This window comes from Acinetobacter lwoffii, assembly GCF_024129715.1.
Lineage (GTDB): Bacteria > Pseudomonadota > Gammaproteobacteria > Pseudomonadales > Moraxellaceae > Acinetobacter > Acinetobacter lwoffii_U.
On record NZ_JAMXXM010000002.1, the window covers coordinates 113,535 to 132,924 of the forward strand.

A 19,390-nucleotide genomic window follows, 5' to 3' on the forward strand; every position below is an offset into this window, starting at 1 on the left:
TTAACTTCCTTTATTCACAACATATTGCTGTGATAAACCTCGCGCCATTTGATCTGCTTGCAAGATAGCCTCCAGATCATGTGCGGGTTGATTGTCCATCTGATTTAGGACATGCTCAACTACCTGAGGAATTTGGGTAAATCTGATCTGTTGATTTAAAAATGCAGCAACTGCAATTTCATTGGCCGCATTTAAAATCGTAGGTGCAATTCCGCCACTCTGCATGGCCTGACGGGCCAATTTTAATGCAGGGAAACGGAGCATGTCCGGTTCTTGAAAATTAAGTTGTGAATGCATAAACAGATCCAGTGGTGCCACATGCGTACTGATACGCTCAGGCCATGCCAATGCATGTGCAATAGGCGTGCCCATATCCGGATTACCCATTTGTGCCAAAGTCGAACCATCAACGTATTGAACCATGGAGTGAATAATACTCTGTGGATGCACAACAACTGTAACAAATTGTTCTTGAACTGCAAACAAATGACAGGCTTCGATCAATTCTAAACCTTTATTCATCAAGGTAGCAGAATCGACTGAAATTTTTTGACCCATGGACCAGTTAGGATGCTTGCAAGCTTGGGCAGGTGTGACCTCTTCAAGTTGCTGCATGCTGTGGTTCAGAAATGGGCCACCTGAAGCGGTCAGTAGAATCTGGGACACACCCAGTTTGGGCTTGCCATGACGCTCTGCTTCAAAATAATGCTGTGGCAGACATTGGAAAATCGCATTGTGTTCGGAATCCACGGGAAGCAGTAATGCCCCATGATCGCGCGCTGCCTGCATCATGATGTCACCTGACATCACCAAGGCTTCTTTATTGGCCAGCAGTACGCGTTTACCCGCTTTCACTGCAGCCAATGTCGGCAATAAGCCTGCAGCACCGACAATTGCCGCCATAACGATATCAACATCCGCGTGTTCAGCCACAGCGATTAAACCGGCTTCATCTTGCAGAATTTCAATATCAGATAAATGGTGTTGCTGAAGTAGTTTTGAAAGTTCATCTACTTTTTCAGCCGGCACCACCACCACTTTAGGACAGTATTGCCGGCAAATTTCAACCAGCTCCTCGATACGACTTTGCGCGGTCACAGCAAAAACCGAGTATGCTTCAGGATGTCGCTGCAAGATTTTTAAAGTACTTTGACCAATGGAACCTGTAGCACCCAGTATACAAACTGCTTGTGACATTTATAAATCTACACCAATAAGTTTTAAAACAGCCATACCTGCTGCAAAGATTGGAGCTGCAGCAAGCAAAGAATCAATACGATCCAGTACTCCGCCATGTCCTGGCAAAATTCGACCTGAATCCTTAATACCGGCACGACGTTTGATCATGGATTCAAACAGGTCACCCAGTACCGAACTAAATACTGTAACGACAGATAAAATCAGGAATAAAATTAGTTCTGGCCAGGTCATATCCAGATAAAGCAAGGCGACTGCCGTTACAATCAGCATTGAGGTAACGATACCGCCATACAACCCTTCTACCGATTTGTTGGGACTAACATTCGGCGCCAACTTTTTCTTGCCGAATTTACGACCCACAAAATATGCACCACTATCTGCGCCCCATACCAGTAAAAACAGGTACATCAGCCACCACGGTGAACTTTGCCAGACAGAGAAAATTGCAGTAACCGCAGCAGAGATCAGAACTACGCCGATTCCGTGCAGGCTGGCGTTGTACCAGCCATCATATTCAGGATAGGTTTTAACCCAGTAAATGCTGAGCAACCAGGTAATTATAGAAGCTACCCATAACAATAAGGCAACTTCGGCAAAATACAATGCCAAAGCTGAAAGTGCCGCAGTGAGCACTCCATATCCCCAAGCAACAGGTTTGATGACATGTTTAAATTTTCGCGGCATGAGTTTGAACCACTCATAGCCGGCCACCCCAGCAGCAAGAACCATCAATACAAACATTGGATAATGTGATTCGGTAGCAAACATACAGCTCAGTACAACTGCTACCAACACCAATGCGGTTATAATCCGCTCAAACATGTATTAATTCTCAAGTTTTTCCTGATGAATCTGTTCTGATGTTTTACCAAAACGACGTTCACGCCCACCAAATACGGCAAGTGCATCATCAAGTTCTTCAACGGTAAATTCTGGCCATAGCGTCTCAGTGAAATAAAGCTCTGCATAGGCTGCCTGCCACAACAGGAAATTCGAAAGACGGAAATCTCCACCCGTACGAATCAGCAGATCAACTGCAGGTAAATCACCGAGGCTGACATATTGACCAAATACATCAGTATTAATTGCATCAAGATCTAATTTATTTGTTAAAACATCGCTGGCAATTCGCTGTGCAGCTTGTGCCATATCCCACATACCACCATAACTGATTGCAATAGTGAGTGTCATACTATTGAAATTAGCAGTCCTTTCTTCGGCATGCAACATAAGTCCCTGTAATTCTGGGGACAAACGGCTGCGATCACCGATAAAGCGTAAGGCAATATTGAATTTTTCCATGCGGGGCAATTGTTCATGAATGGTATCAACCAGCAATTTCATGAGCAATTCAACTTCAAACTGTGGACGATTCCAGTTTTCACTTGAAAAGGCAAATACAGTTAAAGCCTGGATATTTCTTTTTTTACAGTGTTCAACAATCGGATCCAGAACCGTTTTTCCTTCACGGTGTCCATCACCTTTTTGCATCTGATTTTTTTTGGCAAAACGATTGTTGCCATCCATGATGATGGCAACATGTTTCGGAAGACGGGGATTTTCTTCAGCAACGGTCATCGATGAATTAGACCTTCATCAATTCAGCTTCTTTCGCAGCCAAGCGCTTGTCAACTTCAGCAACAAATTTGTCGGTAATTTTCTGGATTTCGTCAGCAGCACGACGCTCTTCATCTTCAGAAATTTCTTTTTCTTTCAACAAAGCTTTGATATCGCCCAATACATCACGACGAATGTTACGGATCGCTACTTTGGCATTTTCTGCTTCATTACGCGCAACTTTTTGCATGTCACGACGCGTTTCTTCAGTCAACGCAGCCATCGGTACACGAATCGCATCTGCTGTAATTGGGTTTAGACCCAAATCAGATTCACGAATCGCTTTATCAATTGCAGAAACCATTGAACGTTCGAAAGGCTGGATTAACAAAGTACGTGAATCTTCAACACCTACGTTTGCCACCTGGTTCAATGGAACGTCTGAACCATAGTAAGAAACCATCACGTTATTTAAAATTGATGGATGCGCACGACCGGTACGAACTTTTGCAAAACCATGCTCTAGAGATTCTAGAGTTTTGTTCATACGGTCTTCGCTGTCTTTTTTAAGATCGTTAATCATATGATCTTCCTTACTTAATTCTTGAAAAGAGGTTATTACTAAATTAGCGTGTAGTATAAAGTGCTTTGGTGCTCACGTCATTAATTGGTAACGTGAGTCCCTTCTTTTTCACCCATCACAACGGAAAGCAATGCGCCAGATTTATTCATATCGAATACTTGTAGCGGCACGTTGTGATCACGACATAAACAGATTGCAGTTAAGTCCATTACACCCAGCTTTTCGTCCAGAACCTGGTCAAAAGTCAATGTGTCATATTTAACCGCATCATCATATTTGCTTGGATCTTTGTTATATACGCCATCAACTTTGGTCGCTTTCAAGATCAAGTCTGATTCGATTTCAATACCACGTAAACAGGCAGCTGTATCTGTCGTAAAGAACGGATTACCTGTACCTGCCACGAATACACACACTTCACCCTGAGTCAGGTGACGGATTGCATCACGGCTTGAGTAAGACTCAACCACGGCACCAATTGGCAATGCAGACATTAAACGGGTTTTAATATTACGGCGCACCAAAGCGTCGCGAAGTGCCAAACCGTTCATGACTGTTGCTAGCATACCCATCTGGTCGCCAGTTACACGACCAACTAGACCATCTTTTTGTAGCTGGCTACCGCGATACAGGTTACCACCACCCACAACAATACCTACTTGTACGCCTAAACCCACGAGGTGCGCAATAGAAAGTGACATCTGATCGAGCACTTGTGCATCGATCCCCATGTCTTTATTGCCTGCCAGCGCCTCACCAGAAAGCTTTAACAGGATGCGACCAAAGCGTGGCTTTTTAGAATCCAACATCATCAAACTCCAAAGTATTCAATTTAAATTTTTTTAATTCAAAATCTTAAGCAGACTTGATTGAAATGAGTTTTGCATACAGATCATATTCATCTGCATCAGTAATCTCGACTTCAAGTAAATCCCCTGCCTTAATGACGCTTTTATCGATATCTTCAACAAAAACATTGCCATCAATTTCAGGTGCATCTGCATAAGAACGCGCAACCGCTACCGGGAATTCATCTTCCAGGTCATCTACCAGCACAGTCATGGTCTGACCGATACGTTTTTGGAGTTTGGCTGCCGAGATTTCTTGCTGAACCTGCATGAAACGCTCATAACGCTCTTGTTTAATTTCTTCAGGAACGTGATCTGGCAAATCATTTGCTGTCGCACCTTCAACTGGCGAATAGGTGAAACATCCCACACGATCCAGCTGGGCTTCTTTCAACCAGTCCAGCAACATCTGGAAGTCTTCTTCGGTTTCACCCGGGAAGCCCACCACAAATGTTGAACGGAGCACCAGATCAGGACATTTCTCGCGCCAGATTTTCAAACGCTCCAGTGTATTTTCACTGTGCGCAGGTCGTTTCATCAGTTTGAGAATTTTTGGACTTGCATGCTGGAATGGAATATCCAGATAAGGCAGGATTTTGCCTTGTGCCATCAGGTCAATTACTGCATCTACATGCGGATACGGGTAAACATAGTGCAAACGCACCCAGATTCCCAACTGACCTAATGCTTCACACATGTCATAGAATTTGGTTTTAACCGGCTGGCCATTCCAGAAATCCAGCTTGTATTTCGTGTCCAGGCCATAAGCAGAAGTATCCTGGGAGATGACGAGTACTTCTTTTACACCGGCACGTTTCAGCGCTGCAGCTTCATCAAGCACAGAACCGACTGGACGTGAAACCAGATCGCCACGCATGCTTGGAATAATACAGAAGGTACAACGATGGTTGCAGCCTTCAGATATTTTCAGATAAGCATAGTGTTTTGGCGTCAGGCGGATGCCTTGCTCTGGAACCAGATCAATAAATGGATTGTGTTTTGGCGGCTCAGGTACGTATTGATGAACCGCATCCATAACTTCTTTATATGCCGCTGCACCTGTCACTTTCAGGACATTGGGATGCATTTGGCGAATCTTGTCTTCGTCTTTACCTAGACAACCTGTTACGATCACGCGACCATTCGCGCTCATCGCCTCACCAATCGCATCTAGCGATTCTTGCACTGCGGATTCAATGAAACCACAGGTATTTACTACAACTAAATCAGCACCGTCATAATCCGAAGCGACGTCATAACCTTCAGTCTTTAACTGGGTTAAAATACGTTCAGAATCTACCAATGCCTTAGGACAACCTAAAGATACAAAACCGACTTTGGGGGACTTCATGAATTTTCGCTCTACTAGAATGCGCGTATTGTATGTCTTTTCGCATCATAAAAATAGTTGAAAACCTGACTCTTTGCATCATGCACTAAAATATTGCCATAAAATATTCAACATACCCACTCATGCACCAAAATGAATCATTTTAGATTTACAGCCTCAATTTAATCCGCTATATCTAAGATGAATTGTGTTGCTCTGTCACATTTCTGCATTTCATCGCAATAAATAATCTCTCGTCATAAAAGTTGGCGTGCATCTTGCATCAAATCAGAACTTAAAATTGATTAAATTGCTTTATGAAGATGCCATTGCGCCATTTTAATACAGGAACAAACCCGCGAATGGATCAAATTATTCCGATCGACTATCGTGCTTTAGTGGACAATATGACCACGTGTATCTTATTGATAGACCGCGATCTTAATATTTATTATCTGAATTCTGCCTGTGAAGCCTTATTTGATGTGAGCTTATTCCGCGCGAGCGGCACATCCGTACTCAATATTCTGCAAAACCCGACAGATGAGTTCAATACCGAAGAAGCCCTGAATAATACTTTAACTACGGGACAACCTTATACACGCCGCGAAGCCACTATTCTGGTCAACTTTAAAGACATTCATGTTGACTACACTGTTTCTCAGCTAAATCTGGGCAAACCTTATCATCCGCTACTACTCATCGAACTCAATCCTCGCGATCGCATGTTAAAAATCTCGCGTGAAGAAAATCTGCTGCAACAGCATCAGGTAGCGCGTCAGCTGATTCGCGGTGTTGCGCATGAAATCAAGAATCCCTTGGGTGGCATTCGCGGGGCGACTCAACTCCTGGCACGCAGTTTGAATGATCCACAATACAAAGAATTTACCGACATTATTATTAGCGAAGTGGATCGACTGAGAAATCTGGCCGATACCATGCTCGGTTCACGCCAGCTTCCGAGCTATGAGCTGGTCAATGTGCATGAACCTCTGGAACGAGTACGCTCACTGATTGCCAATCAGACCAAAAAGAAAATCAAGATTACCCGGGATTACGACCTGTCCTTGCCTGAAGTGCTGGCAGACCGCGACCAATTGATTCAGGTCATTTTGAATATTTGCGCCAATGCCGTACAGGCCATGACCGAGAACAAGGAGTTCTTTGTCGAACATCAACCGGAACTGATTTTAAGAACCCGGATTCAGCGTCTCTTTACCATTAACGGGGTGATTCACCGCTCTGTAGTAAGGATTGATATTGAAGACAACGGTCCAGGTGTGCCGGAAGAGATTATCGAATCGGTGTTTTATCCGCTGGTCACCAGTCGCGCAAAAGGTACCGGACTGGGCCTCAGTATTGCTCAAAATATTATTCATCAGCACAACGGCATGATCGAGTGTCAGTCCGTGGCTGGAAAAACCGTCTTTAGCTTATATTTACCTTGGGAGTCGAATCATGTCGCGAAATAAAATATGGGTGATTGATGACGATCGCGCCATGCGCTGGGTACTGGAAAAGACCTTTAAAGAGGAAGGTCTGGATGTGACCAGTTTTGAAGAAGCACAATCTGCACTAGACCAACTGAGTCTGGAGGCACCCGATGTGATTTTGACCGATATCCGCATGCCGGGTATTGATGGACTTACCTTCCTGGGCAAGGTTAAACACAGTTATCCTGACCTACCTGTCATTATTATGACGGCGCATTCAGACTTAGAATCGGCTGTTTCTAGCTATCAAACTGGTGCTTTTGAATATCTGCCTAAGCCTTTTGATATTGATGAAGCACTGGCGCTGGTAAATCGTGCAATTTTACATATCACCAAGCTACAGCAACAAGAATCAGCAAAAGCGGCTCCACCAATTCAATCTACCGAAATTATTGGTGAATCGCCTGCCATGCAGGAAGTGTTTCGTGCCATTGGCCGTTTATCACAATCGCATATTACCGTGTTGATTAATGGTGAGTCTGGTACAGGTAAAGAACTGGTAGCGCATGCCCTGCATCGTCATTCACCACGCAGCTCAAAACCTTTTATTGCCCTCAATATGGCGGCGATTCCAAAAGACCTGATCGAAACTGAACTTTTCGGCCATGAGAAAGGTGCATTTACCGGTGCTAATACCCAGCGCCAAGGTCGTTTTGAACAGGCAAATGGCGGTACGCTGTTTTTAGATGAAATTGGCGATATGCCATTTGAGACCCAGACCCGTTTATTGCGTGTCCTAGCCGATGGAGAGTTCTACCGAGTTGGCGGTCATATTCCGGTTAAGGTCGATGTGCGTATCGTGGCTGCAACACATCAGGATTTGGAAAAACTGGTCCATGATGGTCGTTTCCGTGAAGACTTATATCACCGCCTGAATGTAATTCGTATTCATATTCCAAAACTGGCACATCGCAGTGAAGATATTCCGATGCTGGCGCAGCATTTTCTGGCACGTGCCGGTAAAGAACTTGGGGTCAATCCAAAGATATTACGTCCTGAAACCCAAGAATATATGCAGAAATTGCCATGGCAAGGTAATGTGCGTCAACTTGAAAATACCTGTCGCTGGCTGACTGTCATGATCACAGGTCGTGAAGTCTATCCTGAAGACTTGCCACCTGAGCTGAAACAGATTCCAATTCATCAGCAGGATCCGGGTGCGCCAATTCCAACGCTGAACCAGATCGCACCGCATCACTGGGATGAATTGCTGGGTCAATGGGCGATGCAGAAACTCAAAAATGGTGAAATGAAACTTCTGGATGTTGCGACGCCGATGTTTGAACGCACCTTGATCAATGCAGCCTTGCAACAAACCCGTGGCCGTAAACGTCATGCCGCAGAACTTTTAGGTTGGGGTCGCAACACTTTAACGCGCAAGCTTAAAGAATTGGGCATGGATACTACGGATGATGAAATCGAAGAAGAAATAGAAAGTTAATCTTTCCATATAAAAAAGCGCCGATTGGCGCTTTTTTATTGATGATGATTTATGCAGTAAAACCCACATAGCGGAAATACCCATCTATGCCCAGATCAGACTTATAGATCAGATAATTTGAATAAGTCGCTTGGGTGATTTCATCCAGCATATTCACCTGATCATCATTGGCATGCAAATCATCTACAGAACGCGGCATGCTGTGCTCGAATTCATCGGTCATATATTCAAAGCCTATATCCATGGCAATAAACAGGGTATGTTCACAAGGTTGCACATATTGCTCTTCTGCCCAATCAATCACGTTGTGCTGACAATGCGGACAGGCAATATTATCGGTGGCCTGAATCGAGAGTTGAATAAGTTGATAAGCCATATAAAAATCAATCTGTTTACTATCCGTATATTTTAGCAAATTTTATGGACTGACTTTATTCAATTAAAAGTCTCGACGATAAAAAAAGGAATCTTCAGATTCCCTTTTTGTATTGATAGATCTCAATGATTAATTACTTATGAGCAGCCTTATAACGTGATAGTGCGGTGACGGCTACTGCCGATACGACCACTGCTGGCAAACTTGCCACAAGAATACCCGTGGTGCCCAAACCCAATGCCAGAATTTTTCCGGTTAATAATGGTCCAGTCATCGCCCCTAAACGCCCTAAAGAGATCGCACTGCCTACGCCTGTCACTTTACCTGCACCTGAGTAAAAAATCGGTGAAATCCCATACAGAATAGATTGACCACCTGTAGAGAAAATGCCACCCATAACTCCCGCCAAAATTAATAACGGAATAGAAGTTGTGGTGAATAACAATACCAAGGCAACAAACAAACCACTATAAATGATGGTCGCCATTTGCCAGAGCTTTAAACGGTCCAGCAAATAACCCAGACTTAAGGTTCCAATAACTGCGCCCACCTGGAACACCAACATCACCAAGAATGCCTGTTGTTTCTGCAAACCTTGTTCCATAAGTAAATTTGGCAACCAGCTAATCAAAATATAATTAATCATCAAGGTAAAAAAGAAACCAACCCAAAGAGGTACTGTATTTTTATACTGGCGCTGCTTGAACAAAACTTCAGCCATGCCCGGCACAGCTTCGCCAGAGACTTGTACCTCCGCATTCACTTTAGGCTTATCTTTAAGAATAAACGCCATCAATGGAATCAATACTAAAGGCGTTAATCCCCCAATCAGGAACAAGGTTTGCCATTGAATCTCTGGAAGCAACATGGCCAGACCGGCAACAAAGATCGCCCCTACCGGCAAACCACAATACATCAGACTATTTAGCTTGCCACGGTTGGCTTCGGTTGCTTCATCACCGACGACTGAAATCATGGTTGGCATTGCCGCACCTAAACCCAAACCAGTAAAGAAACGCGCTGCATATAAAACTTCGATGCTTGGCGCAATTGCAGTCAACGACATGAACAGACCAAAAATAGTCACAGAAAGCATTAGGACTTTCTTTTGTCCTAGATAATCTGCAATACGTCCGCCAAAGAATGCGCCAAACAGCATTCCAAAGACACCCAGACTAAATACATAGCCCATTTGGATTTGATCTAAACCAAAGCTTGCTGCAATTCCTTTCGCCGCAATCCCGGGAGCTTGAAGGTCAAAACCTTCAAAAAAATGCGACCCAGAAACATAAGAATATCGTTAATATTTTTTGGGCTTTTTCGCTGTATGACTGTGCCATGACTGATCTCCATCAATAATTCACAAACCGTTTAATAGTCTGACGATCCGTTGCATTATTCTTAACCTAATCTTAATAGAGAAATAGCACGACAATAGTCTGGTTTAAGCACATCAGCATGTGTAAATATCATCTAAATTAGACCTAAAAGATTGTATTTATAGACTTAATACATCTTAATAATATTTATTATATATATTTATCAATAACTTAATTTAATAGTAGTTATTTTTAATTCAACGATAGTCAAAACTTATACAAAACTACAAGCCGATAAAAAGCCCGCTTAATGCGGGCTTTTTTAGCGCAAAATCTTAAGCAGATTTCTTTGCTTGTGCATTCTTACGAATTGTAATCATCACCAGTTGAACTGCTGCAGGGGTTACACCTGGAATACGACTGGCTTGCGCCAATGTTTCAGGACGAACATCTTTCAGTTTCAGGGTAATTTCACGGGACAGACCTGACACGATGTCATAATCGAAATCCGCAGGAATACGGGTTTCTTCAAGACGTTTCATTTGTGCGACGTCTTCATGCTGACGATTAATATAACCCGCATATTTCACTGCAATTTCAATTTGCTCACCGACAAATGGTGATACTTCAGAATTGGTTAACTCTGCAATTTGAGCAAATGAAATGTTTGGACGTTTCAACAAATCAATCGCCGAACATTCTTTAGACAGGTCTGCACCGGTCATCTCAACGAATTTCTTACCCATTGGGTTATTTGGTGCGGCCCACAAGTGTTGCAAACGGCCTGTTTCTTTTTCCACTGCTTCCATTTTCTCACAGTACACTGCCCAACGCGCGTCATCCACCAGACCCATTTCACGACCAATGGCTGTTAAACGCTGATCTGCGTTATCTTCACGCAGCATCAAACGGTATTCGGCACGTGAGGTGAACATACGGTATGGTTCTTTGGTACCTAATGTGATCAGGTCATCGACCAGAACACCCATGTATGCTTCATCACGTTTTGGCGTCCATTGCTCCTGATCCCAAGCACGGCGTGCAGCGTTCAAGCCTGCAAGCAAACCCTGCGCACCCGCTTCTTCATAACCGGTTGTGCCGTTGATTTGACCGGCGAAATACAAGTTATTAATTGCTTTGGTTTCAAGGGTAAATTTCAACGCTTGTGGGTTGAAGTAATCGTATTCAATGGCATAGCCCGGACGAAGAATGTGCGCATTTTCCATACCACGGATCGAGCGAACCAGTTCAAACTGAACGTCGAACGGTAAAGAAGTCGAAATACCATTTGGATAAAGCTCATGTGTATCCAAGCCTTCAGGCTCCAAGAAGACTTGGTGAGAATCTTTATCGGCAAAACGGTGAATCTTATCTTCAATCGATGGGCAGTAACGTGGTCCAACACCTTCGATCACACCCGTGTACATCGGTGAACGGTCTAAACCGCCACGAATGATTTCATGCGTGCGTTCATTGGTATGCGTGATATAGCAATTTACCTGCTCAGGATGCATAGACACATCCCCCATGAATGACATGGTCGGAGATGGGAAATCACCCGGCTGTGGTGTCATCACAGAGAAATCCACTGAACGCGCGTCAATACGTGGTGGTGTACCTGTTTTTAAACGACCTACTGGCAAGTTTAATTCACGCAAACGATGTGCAAGTGAAATAGATGGCGGATCACCAGCACGACCACCGCTAGATTTCTCCAGACCAACGTGGATGACACCACCTAAGAATGTACCCGCTGTCAGCACCACAGTTTTCGCATCAAAACGGATACCCATTTGGGTAACCACACCTTTAACGGTATCGCCTTCAACAATCAGGTCATCTGCGGCTTGCTGAAAAATATCAAGGTTTGCTTGGTTTTCTAATGTTTCGCGAATAGCCGCTTTATAACGTACACGGTCCGCCTGCGCACGTGTTGCACGTACTGCAGCACCTTTACGCGAGTTCAAAATACGGAATTGAATACCGCCTTTATCGGCAGCCAGTGCCATCGCACCGCCCAAGGCATCAATTTCACGCACCAAATGCGATTTACCAATACCACCGATGGCCGGGTTACAGCTCATCTGCCCTAAAGTCTCAATGTTATGAGTTAAGAGTAAAGTCTGTCGACCCATACGCGCTGCAGCCAGAGCCGCTTCCGTACCGGCGTGACCGCCACCGATAACAATGACATCGTATACTTTAGGATAATGCATAGTAGTAATTGAGAGATAAAAAAGAATAGCTGAGCATTATAGCAAATTTCACTCTAAAGTAGACAAATTCAGTTGAATTTATCCTGAGATAAATCGCACTTAACTCGCATAACAATAAAGCACTGTAATTTAACTTTGCAGAGGAACTATATAAATTAAACATATAAGCTGAGAAATTTACTCGATTTGCATTGTTTAATCTCGCGCATTTTTTAATCTATATGTTGGTTACATTACAAACAAAGGTATAAAAGATGAATAAGAATATTTTCCTCTCAACCGTTCTATGTGGTTTATGTTTTGCGCCATTTGCTGCATCAGCGAATGATAAGGTCGAAACCATTTATAATGCACAAAAGTACCAACAGGTTTGTAAAGGCAAATCCCAAGGTGCACAAGTCAGTTTTGCCTATCGCGGCATTATCTGGAATGGTACCTGTGAGCCGCAGTTTTTCGCTTCATCCAAAAATGCTTCAATCAAAGGCGATGAAGCCGAACTCATGAGTACCTGTAGCGGCAACAGTGGTGCGACTACTGCCACCATCAATGGTGCCGAAGTCAAAGGTAAATGTGCATTAGGCTTTATGCCACCACGCCCTCAGGGACAATCTCAGATGCAAAGCCAACCGATGCAGCCACATATGCAAAACCAGCCTATGCAGCATCAGATGAACCAGCCAGCACAGCCTGATTCACCAATGCAAGGCCAGCCAGGTATGTAGCCGATATATATCTAAATAGTTTAGATTTCAAGTAAAAGCTTTGACGGGCAAAGTGACTGCATTTTGCCCGTTTTTTATTGCTTATTTATTCATCTAGGCTAAACTGGAAATATACCTATAAATGTATAATAAAAAGGCAAATTCATGGATTCGGGGTTTTTTAGCGTTTTTTTGCCAATTACATTGGCAATTATGATGATGGGGCTGGGGCTAGAACTCACTATCAAAGATTTCCTGCGCTTAAGTCGCTATCCTAAAGTCATTTTTATTACTTTATTTGCGCAGTTAGTCCTATTACCCAGCGTTGCTTTTTTTATTTGTCTGATTTTGGACTTGCCCGCTTTGCTTGCTGTAGGTCTGATGTTGCTAGCCGCCTCACCTGGTGGCCCAACCGCGAACCTATTTAGCTACATATATAAAGGTGATGTGGCACTGAATATTACTCTAACCGCCATTAATACCATCATCTCTATTTTTACCCTGCCCTTTATTATCAATCTGTCCTTACACTACTTTATGAGTCATGACTCAAACGTGACTTTTCCAGTTGAAAAGATTATGCAGGTCTTTTTAATTACCTTGATTCCCGTGATCATGGGTATGCTGCTTCGGGCCAAATTTCCAAACCTGTCAATTACTGTCAGCAGGCCCATGCGCTTACTCTCTATCGGTTTTCTAACCATCCTATTGATATTCGCCATTTTCAGAGAACGTTCGAATTTGGTCGAATACTTTGCCAATATTGGTGCAGCAACTGCGATTTTATGTTTTTCCAGCCTGTTTATTGGCTATTGCATTCCTTTACTGATGGGTATTCCAGAGAAAATGGCACGCGCCTGTACCTTTGAAATTGGCATTCATAACACTGCCATTGCGCTGACGATTGCGATATCGGTCTTAAATAATGTCACGATGGCTATTCCTGCAGGCATTTATACAATTTTCATGTACAGTTTCGCCACTATTTTCGGTGTGCTGATTAGTCGCCAGCAAGTGGTGTATAGCAATAAAAGTCGTTTATCAGATTTGTAATTTATTTGGCTGATTCTGCTATAAGGCTGTATGCTTTTCTAAAGAAAATCAGAAGTATTAAAACAATTTTCGACAAGGAGCATACAGATGGATTCTGGCCTTATAACGATATTACTGCCACTAGCACTTGCAATCATCATGATGGGGCTTGGTCTTGAACTAACGCCTCGGGACTTTAGCCGTGTCACTCGCCACCCCAAAGCCGTATTTATAGCATTGTTCTGCCAACTGGTTATTCTGGTTGGCATTGCCTTTTTGCTTTGCAAGCTATTCACTTTATCACCATTACTCTCGGTCGGGTTAATGCTCTTGGCGGCTTCGCCCGGGGGTGCAACGGCCAACCTGTTTAGCTACCTGTTCAAAGGTGACTTAGCTCTCAATATCACACTGACTGCAATCAATTCAGTCATCGCAGCGATTACCTTACCTTTAATTATTAATTTTTCGATCATACATTTTATGCAAGATAGCCAGCAAGTTGGTCTGCAATTCGGCAAGATTTTGCAAGTCTTTGCGATCATCCTGATTCCGGTGGGCATTGGCATGCTGATTCGGCGCTATGCACCAAGCGTGACAGCAAAACTGAATCGGCCGTTGCGGATTTTTTCCATTGGCTTTTTGGTGCTGATTATTATTGCCACACTTATTAAAGAACGCACAAATATCGGCGAATACCTGACCCAGGTTGGTCTAGCGACTGCCTTATTCTGCATCTTGAGCCTGAGTATTGGTTATCTGATTCCGCGACTACTGAATATTAATAGCGCTCAAGCCCGTGCCAGTGCATTTGAAATTGGCATTCATAACAGCACCCTCGCCATGACCATTGCCCTGACCGTGATCGGTAGTGCTGCTGTGGCAATGCCAGCCGCGGTTTATTCTATTTTTATGTATATCTTTGCTGCAATTTTTGGCAGTCTGTTGAATCGGCTTGCACCACTCCCGGCGCAAACACCTTTAACAAATATGGATTAGATAATCTCTGGAACGATTAAAAGGATGCCTCAGGCATCCTTTTTATTTTGGGAATGGATCAAGAAGATAGCAGCGTTGAGTCTGAACTTCCGTTACAATAGCTTTTTGAAAAATGTATAAAGGTTATTTCTGTGAAGTGGTTACAAATTCATATTACGGTTGAACAGGCTCAGGTTGATTTTACTGAGACATTACTCAGCTCGCTAGGCGCAGTGAGTGTGACTTTGGATGATGCTGAAAACCAGGATTTGCTGGAACCACTTCCAGGTGAAACACCACTTTGGAATAAAGTGATTGTGACTGGTATTTATGCGCAGGAAGAAGGCGAAGAAATTGATGTTGCTGCACTAGAAACCTTTATTCGTGCACAAATGCCAGATGCCCCAATCCGTCATGAACTGATTGAAGATCAGGCTTGGGAACGTACCTGGATGGATGCCTATGAGCCAATTCAGATTGCTGATAAATACTGGATCGTACCGGAGTGGATGGAAGCACCTGATGCCGATGCGGTAAATATCAAGCTTGATCCAGGTCTGGCTTTCGGAACAGGCAACCACGCTTCAACTTTCCTATGCTTACAATGGCTCGGCAAGATTGATGTGAAAGATAAAATTGTCATCGATTATGGCTGTGGCTCAGGCATTCTCGCGGTAGCTGCACTTCTCTTAGGTGCGAAAAAAGCATATGCCACTGATATCGATCCACAAGCTGTACTGGCCACCCAGCAAAATGCTGAACTGAATGGCGTACTGGACAAGCTTTATGTCGGACTGCCAGAAGAATTTAGAGATGAGCTCGGCAATACCAAAGCTGACGTCTTTGTTGCCAATATTCTGGCAGCACCACTGATGATGCTGGCTCCTGAGTTCGCAACTTTAATTAAATCTGAGGGACAGTTCGCACTTGCCGGAGTAATTGAAGAGCAAGTTGCTGATGTTACTAGCATTTACTCAAATTATTTTGATATATTAGAAGTAGAAAAACGAGATGAGCACTGGTGCCGTATCTCGGGTAAACGCCATAAGAATGAATGAGCCTATAAATAATCCATGAGTGACAAAAGAACCCATTGCCCTACCTGTTCCACCACCTATAAGGTCACAGTTGCTCAACTCACCGTTGCGCAGGGTATGGTTTGCTGTCCCAAATGTACCACCTCATTTAATGCCTTATCGCATTTGGTGACCGAAACCCGGAATTCGGTCACCGCCTCAATGTCTCACGCTCAGTCGAGCTCCAGCGAATTCAGCAAAACTGATGCTCAAAATAGACCAGGTGTTTATCACACGGATCAGCAGCATCGTCATAGCCTGCTACAGATTTTTGACCAAAAAGTTGAACATTCCAATATTGATCTGGAAACCTATTTAAATAACTTGAATTATTTCAGTACCGAACCGATTTCAGTCCTACCGAGCATGAACTGGGAAGATCAGGCAGAAAAGCAGGCTAAGCGCGGGCCAATGTACTATATAGGCTGGAGTTTACTCAATCTGTCGCTGTTTAGCCTGCTGCTGTTTCAATTTTTTTGGTTCAATCCGCAATACATCAAAAACAGTCACGTTATGAGCCTGGCCTTTAACACTGCCTGTGAAGTGTTTAATTGTTCCAATCTGGAAAAATACTACACACTGATTCAGGCCAATAAAGTCAAAATCAAGGCAACCGGTAATAATGAAGCTGAGTTTAGCGGTGAGCTGATCAATTTTCATGACCGTAGCCTGGCCTTACCGATTTTAAGAATCAATCTGGAACATCGCGGTGAAGTGATTGCAACTTATAACCTGTCCTCCGAAGAGTACCTGATTGAAAGTCTGGTCAATATTCAGCGCATCCCAAAAAACAGCCCGTTTAAATTCAAATTTAAGCTTCCAGTCGATCGTAAAAGCTTTGATCGCTATACTTTGGAAATAATTCGCCCCTAATCTGCTGAGAAAGCATTAAAAAATTAAAAAAAGTTAAAAAAAATGCAGTTTTCTTGCTCACTTTTGCTTAGACAATGGTATGATACGCGCCACGAAAGCTATGTGCTGCAACTCCTCGCGACTTTTTCACAACAAATACAGTCTTGCCTAATGCGCTATAAAATTTATTGCGTATCGTGCAGATTTTTTTGTTTTGATTTTGGTCAGTAACAAAACTTTAACTATTGTTACGCTTATTTTTCGACCAAATCGCAGAGATGTGTCAAGCTACAGGCTCAATGTAATGACTAAGTTTTAGAACTTCCGTTTTAGGATCTAAAATGGAGTTCATTTCAATTTCTAGACCACTTTTATATATCACTTTACCCAAGTGATATTTGTTTTTCGGATTAATTCGCATGAATAGCAAATCTCCTATTTTTACTGCACAATCTGATGTTGCTTTACGTATCCACGTAGATCGCGCAGTTCGCCACTATTTTGCACAACTGCAGGGCGAGCAACCATCTCAGGTATACGACATGGTGCTAGCAGAAATGGAGAAACCTCTTCTATCTGTAGTTCTAGAATATACACGTGGTAACCAAACACGTGCTGCCGAGATTCTCGGACTCAACCGTGGTACTTTACGTAAAAAGTTAAAAGCTCACGGTTTAATGAGTGAATAAATGATAAAATGCTTGCGGCTTCCGCAGGCATTTTTTTTAAACTGTAAATTGCTGATTTTGTTTTATTCTGTTCCTTGAAAACTGTGACGAAGATCATGACTATTAAACGCGCTTTAATCTCTGTGTCTGACAAGACTGGTATTGTTGAATTTGCACAAGAACTTGCTGCTCTAGGGGTAGAAATTTTATCTACAGGTGGTACCTACAAATTGTTGAAAGACAATAATGTGGCTGTAGTTGAAGTTTCGGAGCATACAGGTTTTCCAGAGATGATGGACGGCCGTGTAAAAACACTACATCCGAAAATTCATGGGGGTATCCTGGCTCGTCGTGGTCTAGACGAAGCTGTGATGGCTGAACACAACATTGATGCTATTGATTTAGTCGTTGTAAACCTTTATCCATTTGCTGCAACGGTAGCCAAACCAAACTGTTCACTTGCTGATGCTATCGAAAACATCGACATCGGTGGTCCTACCATGGTTCGTGCTGCAGCAAAAAACCATGCATCTGTAGGTATCATCGTAAATGCTTCTGACTATGCAACTGTCGTTGCCGAGCTTAAAGCTGAGGGTGCTTTATCTCATGCAACTCGTTTTGACCTAGCAGTAAAAGCATTTGAACATACTGCTCAATATGACGGCATGATCGCATCTTACTTAGGCGCTCGCGTAGGTAAAGAAGAAGGTCAGGCAGACAAATTTGCACGTACTTTCAATACTCAATTGAACAAAGTTCAAGACCTTCGTTACGGTGAAAACCCGCATCAAGCTGCTGCATTCTATGTAGAAGACACAGCGACTGAAGCTTCTGTTTCAACAGCGAAACAGCTTCAAGGTAAAGAACTCTCTTATAACAACATCGCAGATACTGATGCAGCACTTGAATGTGTGAAATCATTTGCGAAGCCTGCTTGTGTGATCGTTAAACACGCTAACCCATGTGGCGTTGCAGTATCTTTAGACGGTATTCAAGCAGCTTATGATCTTGCGTATGCAACAGATCCTGAATCTGCTTTCGGTGGCATCATTGCATTCAACCGTGAATTAGACGTTGCAACTGCACAAGCGATTGTAGATCGTCAATTCGTTGAAGTGATCATTGCACCGAGCGTTGCTGAAGGCGTTCTTGAAGTAACAGGCGCGAAGAAAAACGTACGCGTACTTGTATGTGGCGAACTTCCAGCAATCGATGCGCGTCAATCGCAACTTGACTACAAACGCGTAAACGGTGGTTTGTTAGTTCAAGATCAAGACTTGGGCATGATCACGAAAGATGATCTTAAAGTAGTCACCAAACGTGCGCCGACTGAACAAGAAATCGATGACATGATCTTCGCTTGGAAAGTGGCGAAATACGTGAAGTCTAACGCGATTGTTTATGCCAAAAACCGTCAAACGATCGGTGTCGGCGCTGGCCAAATGAGCCGTGTCAACTCTGCCCGTATTGCTGCAATCAAAGCTGAACATGCTGGTTTAGTGGTTGAAGGTGCGGTAATGGCATCTGACGCATTCTTCCCATTCCGTGATGGTATTGATAACGCTGCCAAAGCAGGTATCAAATGCATTATTCAACCGGGTGGTTCTATGCGTGATGAAAAAACAATTGCAGCAGCTGACGAAGCTGGTATTGCAATGGTCTTCACTGGTATGCGTCACTTCCGTCACTAAGTTTTGACGAAGCTCATGATGTATATTCAGTT

Annotated in this window: 17 protein-coding genes and 1 pseudogene; 9 read left to right on the forward strand and 9 right to left on the reverse strand. The window is 43.4% G+C overall.

The features are described 5' to 3' along the window. The 6 genes from ispC to rimO form a co-directional block, all read right to left on the reverse strand. Window positions 1-1,197, reverse strand: a complete 1,197-nt coding sequence (gene ispC / locus NI462_RS02315) for a 1-deoxy-D-xylulose-5-phosphate reductoisomerase (protein WP_253158887.1) — start codon at window positions 1,195-1,197, stop codon at window positions 1-3. Continuing rightward, entirely contained in the window at window positions 1,198-2,022 is an 825-nt protein-coding gene (locus NI462_RS02320; RefSeq protein ID WP_004279883.1) for a phosphatidate cytidylyltransferase, read from the reverse strand. 3 nt (window positions 2,023-2,025) lie between these two features. Next, window positions 2,026-2,778, reverse strand: a complete 753-nt coding sequence (uppS, locus tag NI462_RS02325; protein WP_004646714.1) for a polyprenyl diphosphate synthase — start codon at window positions 2,776-2,778, stop codon at window positions 2,026-2,028. A 7-nt stretch (window positions 2,779-2,785) separates the two neighbouring features. Beyond that, on the reverse strand, window positions 2,786-3,340 hold the full coding sequence (gene frr / locus NI462_RS02330; protein WP_004279885.1) for a ribosome recycling factor: 555 nt from the start codon (window positions 3,338-3,340) through the stop codon (window positions 2,786-2,788). 80 nt (window positions 3,341-3,420) lie between these two features. After that, window positions 3,421-4,149, reverse strand: coding sequence for a UMP kinase (gene pyrH / locus NI462_RS02335; RefSeq protein ID WP_004279886.1), 729 nt, complete (start codon window positions 4,147-4,149; stop codon window positions 3,421-3,423). A 46-nt stretch (window positions 4,150-4,195) separates the two neighbouring features. Beyond that, a complete protein-coding gene (gene rimO, locus NI462_RS02340; protein ID WP_005107200.1) occupies window positions 4,196-5,539 on the reverse strand; it encodes a 30S ribosomal protein S12 methylthiotransferase RimO in 1,344 nt (447 codons plus the stop codon). Window positions 5,540-5,880: 341 nt separating this feature from the next. Here rimO and glnL point away from each other — a divergent pair, with 341 nt between their 5' ends. Further along, a complete protein-coding gene (gene glnL / locus NI462_RS02345; protein WP_005107202.1) occupies window positions 5,881-6,990 on the forward strand; it encodes a nitrogen regulation protein NR(II) in 1,110 nt (369 codons plus the stop codon). After that, window positions 6,977-8,452 (forward strand): nitrogen regulation protein NR(I), encoded by a 1,476-nt coding sequence (gene glnG / locus NI462_RS02350; protein ID WP_004279889.1) that lies wholly within the window; start codon window positions 6,977-6,979, stop codon window positions 8,450-8,452. The genes glnL and glnG overlap by 14 nt, the downstream gene beginning before the upstream one ends. 49 nt (window positions 8,453-8,501) lie before the next feature. On the opposite strand, the gene NI462_RS02355 is transcribed toward glnG, so the two are convergent. The 3 genes and pseudogenes from NI462_RS02355 to mnmG form a co-directional block, all read right to left on the reverse strand. Next, window positions 8,502-8,828: a hypothetical protein gene (locus NI462_RS02355; protein ID WP_005246639.1), complete on the reverse strand. Its 327-nt coding sequence runs from the start codon at window positions 8,826-8,828 to the stop codon at window positions 8,502-8,504. Window positions 8,829-8,961: 133 nt separating this feature from the next. Then, window positions 8,962-10,168 (reverse strand): annotated as a pseudogene (mhpT, locus tag NI462_RS02360) (3-(3-hydroxy-phenyl)propionate transporter MhpT). A 314-nt stretch (window positions 10,169-10,482) separates the two neighbouring features. Then, complete coding sequence (gene mnmG / locus NI462_RS02365; protein WP_004279892.1) at window positions 10,483-12,363, reverse strand: tRNA uridine-5-carboxymethylaminomethyl(34) synthesis enzyme MnmG; 1,881 nt, start codon at window positions 12,361-12,363, stop codon at window positions 10,483-10,485. 254 nt (window positions 12,364-12,617) lie between these two features. On the opposite strand from mnmG, the gene NI462_RS02370 reads away from it, so the two are divergent. From NI462_RS02370 to purH, 7 genes are all read left to right on the forward strand, one after another. After that, the gene (locus NI462_RS02370) at window positions 12,618-13,085 is read left to right on the forward strand and encodes a hypothetical protein (protein ID WP_004279893.1); all 468 of its coding nucleotides are present in this window, start codon (window positions 12,618-12,620) and stop codon (window positions 13,083-13,085) included. A gap of 144 nt (window positions 13,086-13,229) precedes the next feature. Beyond that, window positions 13,230-14,117 carry a bile acid:sodium symporter family protein gene (locus NI462_RS02375; protein WP_224215723.1) on the forward strand — a complete coding sequence of 296 codons (888 nt, stop codon included), beginning with the start codon at window positions 13,230-13,232 and terminating at the stop codon, window positions 14,115-14,117. A gap of 87 nt (window positions 14,118-14,204) precedes the next feature. Next, entirely contained in the window at window positions 14,205-15,092 is an 888-nt protein-coding gene (locus NI462_RS02380; RefSeq protein WP_253158889.1) for a bile acid:sodium symporter family protein, read from the forward strand. A gap of 131 nt (window positions 15,093-15,223) precedes the next feature. Then, on the forward strand, window positions 15,224-16,129 hold the full coding sequence (gene prmA / locus NI462_RS02385) for a 50S ribosomal protein L11 methyltransferase (RefSeq protein WP_005100866.1): 906 nt from the start codon (window positions 15,224-15,226) through the stop codon (window positions 16,127-16,129). Between the two features lie 15 nt (window positions 16,130-16,144). Continuing rightward, entirely contained in the window at window positions 16,145-17,020 is an 876-nt protein-coding gene (locus tag NI462_RS02390) for an MJ0042-type zinc finger domain-containing protein (protein ID WP_253158891.1), read from the forward strand. Window positions 17,021-17,418: 398 nt separating this feature from the next. Beyond that, a complete protein-coding gene (gene fis, locus NI462_RS02395) occupies window positions 17,419-17,688 on the forward strand; it encodes a DNA-binding transcriptional regulator Fis (RefSeq protein WP_001086304.1) in 270 nt (89 codons plus the stop codon). A 95-nt stretch (window positions 17,689-17,783) separates the two neighbouring features. Then, a complete protein-coding gene (purH, locus tag NI462_RS02400) occupies window positions 17,784-19,358 on the forward strand; it encodes a bifunctional phosphoribosylaminoimidazolecarboxamide formyltransferase/IMP cyclohydrolase (protein WP_253158893.1) in 1,575 nt (524 codons plus the stop codon). The last annotated feature ends 32 nt before the right edge of the window (window positions 19,359-19,390 follow it).